At 73.5% G+C, this 3,111-nt stretch carries 4 protein-coding genes; 1 reads left to right on the top strand and 3 read right to left on the bottom strand.

The annotated features are described in order from the left end of the window. Window positions 1-358 precede the first annotated feature (358 nt). Entirely contained in the window at window positions 359-1,204 is an 846-nt protein-coding gene (locus DZF91_RS25960; protein WP_117359818.1) for an SAM-dependent methyltransferase, read from the top strand. 54 nt (window positions 1,205-1,258) lie between these two features. On the opposite strand, the gene DZF91_RS25955 is transcribed toward DZF91_RS25960, so the two are convergent. The 3 genes from DZF91_RS25955 to DZF91_RS25945 form a co-directional block, all read right to left on the bottom strand. Beyond that, window positions 1,259-2,041, bottom strand: a complete 783-nt coding sequence (locus DZF91_RS25955) for an SDR family NAD(P)-dependent oxidoreductase (RefSeq protein WP_117359817.1) — start codon at window positions 2,039-2,041, stop codon at window positions 1,259-1,261. A gap of 121 nt (window positions 2,042-2,162) precedes the next feature. Continuing rightward, window positions 2,163-2,342 carry an NUDIX hydrolase gene (locus DZF91_RS25950; protein WP_199486894.1) on the bottom strand — a complete coding sequence of 60 codons (180 nt, stop codon included), beginning with the start codon at window positions 2,340-2,342 and terminating at the stop codon, window positions 2,163-2,165. Between the two features lie 26 nt (window positions 2,343-2,368). Further along, the gene (locus tag DZF91_RS25945) at window positions 2,369-3,040 is read right to left on the bottom strand and encodes a GntR family transcriptional regulator (RefSeq protein WP_117359816.1); all 672 of its coding nucleotides are present in this window, start codon (window positions 3,038-3,040) and stop codon (window positions 2,369-2,371) included. Between the last annotated feature and the right edge of the window lie 71 nt (window positions 3,041-3,111).

Raw genomic sequence — 3,111 nt, 5'->3', positions numbered from 1 at the left:
GCCCGCAGCGGCGCGGACCACCGGAGCGCGACGCGGGGCGCGGTCGGCGCGGACGGCGGGTTCGGCGGCGTGGGCGGGCTGGGCGGGTTCGGCGGGGTGGGCGGGGTCATGGTCGGGAGCCTCCTCGAAGGGCGTCCACGCGCTCCCCCGACGGCGCATCAATTAAGAAGGTTTCCTATTGATACGCCCGCCTGCCGGGTTTGTCACCCGGACCGCGGGCGGCCCGGCATGGCCCGATGCGGACAACGCGACGCCACCAAGATCACGAAAATCCCTCACGACGGCGACCCGGGACGCTAGCGTGACGTCCGAAGAACACCGTTTCGTCCGCTGTCCGCCTGACCGACCGGAGTCCCCGATGAGTAGCAGCGACGCCATCGCCGACATCCACAACACGCCGTCCTCGGCCCGCCTCTACGGGATGTCGCTCGGCGGCAAGGACTGGTACGAGGTGGACCGCCGGTTCGCCCTGGAGTCCCTGCCGCACTTCCCGGGGATCGTGGACATCGCCCGCGACAACCGGCTGTTCCTGTACCGGCTCGTCCGGTACCTGGCGGCCGAGGCGGGCATCCGGCAGTTCCTCGACATGGGCTGCGGGCTGCCGACCAACAGCAACGTCCACCAGGTGGCGGCCGAGTTCGGGCCCGGTTCGCGGGTGGCGTACGTGGACAACGACCCGACCGTGCTCAGCTACGGCCGGGCGCTGATGGCCGAGAACGACACCACCGTGTTCGTCCCCGCCGACTTCCGCGACCAGGACCGCATCCTGGACGACCCGGGCGTCCGGCGGCTGATCGACTTCAGCGAGCCGGTCGCGGTGCTGTGGCTGTCGGTCGGCCACCACCTGCTGGACGACATGGACCCGCGCGGCCTCCTGCACCGCATCATGGACGACGTCGCCGCGCCCGGCTCCTATCTGGCCTTCACCCAGATCGTCACCGACGACGCGGCCATCGCCGCCGCGATGGACGAGCAGGCCAACTCCTCGGGGATGCCGTGGCGGACCCGCTCCCCCGGCGAGGTGGACGCGCTGCTGGCCGGGCTGACCCCGGTCGAGCCCGGCCTGGTCAACATCAAGCAGTGGCGCCCGGACCCCGCCCAGCCGCCGCTGCCGCCCGTCCCGGCCGACCTGGAGCAGTTCCTCGGCGCGTCCGCGCACTTCCCCGGCTACGAGTACGGCGGTCTGCTCCGCAAGGACGCCTGACACCGCCCGGAACCCCCCGTCGCGCCCGGCCGGGCGCGACGGCGTCCTCCGGTGTCACGCCGGGACGACCGGCCCGAGCCAGGTGCCGCCGGAGACGTCGATGGTCTGCCCGGTGACGTAGCGCGCGTCCGGCCCGGCGAGGAAGCCGACCACGTCGGCGACGTCCTCGGGCTCGCCGAGGCGGCCGAGCGCCGTGATGGACTCCAGCGCGGCGGCGGCCTCGGGGATGGAGACGTACCCGGCGGTCATGTCGGTGCGGATCGCCCCCGGCGCGACGGTGTTCACCGTGATGCCGCGCCGACCGAGTTCGTTGGCGAGGGTCGGGGCCAGCGCCTCCAGCGCGGCCTTGGAGACGCTGTAGCCGATCTGGACGGCCACGGCCATCCGGCTCGCGACCGAGCCCATGTTGATGATCCGGCCGCCGTCGTTCAGCAGCGGCAGCGCCCGCTGGGTCACGAAGAACGGCGCGGCGACGTTCACCGTCAGCAGCCGGTCGAGTTCGGCGGGGGTGAGCGCCGCGGCCGGGCTGGCCGAGGCGATTCCGGCGTTGTTGACCAGGATGTCCAGGCCGCGCCCGTCCAGCTCGGGGACCAGCGCGTCGAACAGGCGGTCCACCGCGCCGTCCTCGCCGAACCGGGCCTGGACCGCCACGGCCCGGCCGCCCGCCCGCTCGATGTCGGCGACCGTCCGCTTCGCCGCCTCGGCGTCACCGCCGTAGTGGACGGCCACGAACGCGCCGTCCGCGGCGAGCCGCAGCGCCACCGCCCGGCCGATCCCGCGCGAGCCCCCGGTCACCAGCGCCGTCCTGCCGTCGAGCGTGCCCGTCTTCGCGTCCACCGTGTCTCCTCGTCACCGGCCGGTCCTCGGTGCGGACCGGCGATGAGGAGACAGTGCCGGGCCCCGCTCACCGCTCGCTCACCGTCCGCTCACCAGCCGGGAGGACGGCGGCTCCCCCAGGTCACAGGCGGGCGAACCAGGCGGCGATCGAGCGCTTGTAGCCGTCGGGCATCCGCAGGTCCGCGACCTCGGCGAGGGTGAACAGCCCCACCTCCTTGTGCGCGTGGCTGAGAACCGGTTCCACGTCCGGGACCAGCACGGTGCACCCGTAGGTGACGATCACGACGCGGGCTTCCGGCATGGTCTCGGGCAGCGGCCGGCGCGCGGTCAGGACGGGGCGGATCCCGCGGGTCGGCGGTCGCGGTCGAAGCGCTCCAGGATGCGCTCGGAGCCGCTCGCCCAGTTGGCCTTGAGCGCGGCGACCGCGCCCTCGACGTCGCCGTCCAGCAGGCACTCGGCGATCCGCTCGTGCTCGGCGGCCGAGCGCTCCAGGACGTCCTGGTCGCCGACCACGACCCGCTCGTAGCGGTGCATGGTCAGCTTCAGCGAGCCGATCATGTCCAGCAGCCGCTCGTTCGGGCAGCCCGAGGTGAGCATCTCGTGCCAGGCGTCGTCGTGCCGCTCCAGCACCGCGTAGGCGGCGCGCGGGTCCGGGAACGCGCGCGCCTCGGCCAGCAGCCGAGGCGCGATGGACACCAGGAACGCCGGGTCGCTCAGCCGCAGCGCCAGCGACTCCATCTCCCGGACGATCGTGCTGAGGTCCAGGAACTCCTTGCGGCTCATCGGGGCGAACCGGAAGCCCTTGCCGCGCTCGCTGCGGATCACGCCCTCGCGCTCCAGCGCGATCAGCGCCTCGCGCAGCGGGGTCCGGCTGACACCGAGGTCGGCGGCCATCCGGTTCTCGTTGATCGGCTCGTTCGCGGCGAACTCGCCCCGGCCGAGGCGCTCCAGCAGCTCGTCCTTGATCTGCTCGCGCAGCGGGCGGCGCTCGATCGGCATGCTCTCCCTCTTCCCAGTGCCCGGATCCGACGGTGACGGCCGGGCGCGCGCCCGCGCCCCGCGGCCGCGCG

The sequence above is a fragment of the Actinomadura logoneensis genome (assembly GCF_003428695.1).
GTDB classification, from domain to species: Bacteria; Actinomycetota; Actinomycetes; order Streptosporangiales; family Streptosporangiaceae; genus Spirillospora; species Spirillospora logoneensis.
Note: the sequence above shows the minus strand (reverse complement) of the source record. Positions and strands in the feature narration are given on the sequence as shown.

Excerpts from the sequence above, each read along its gene's own strand:
- DZF91_RS25960 (WP_117359818.1), top strand. The coding sequence starts at position 359 with ATGAGTAGCAGCGACGCCATCGCCGACATCCACAACACGCCGTCCTCG.
- DZF91_RS25950 (WP_199486894.1), bottom strand. The coding sequence starts at position 2,342 with ATGCCGGAAGCCCGCGTCGTGATCGTCACCTACGGGTGCACCGTGCTG.
- DZF91_RS25945 (WP_117359816.1), bottom strand. The coding sequence starts at position 3,040 with ATGCCGATCGAGCGCCGCCCGCTGCGCGAGCAGATCAAGGACGAGCTG.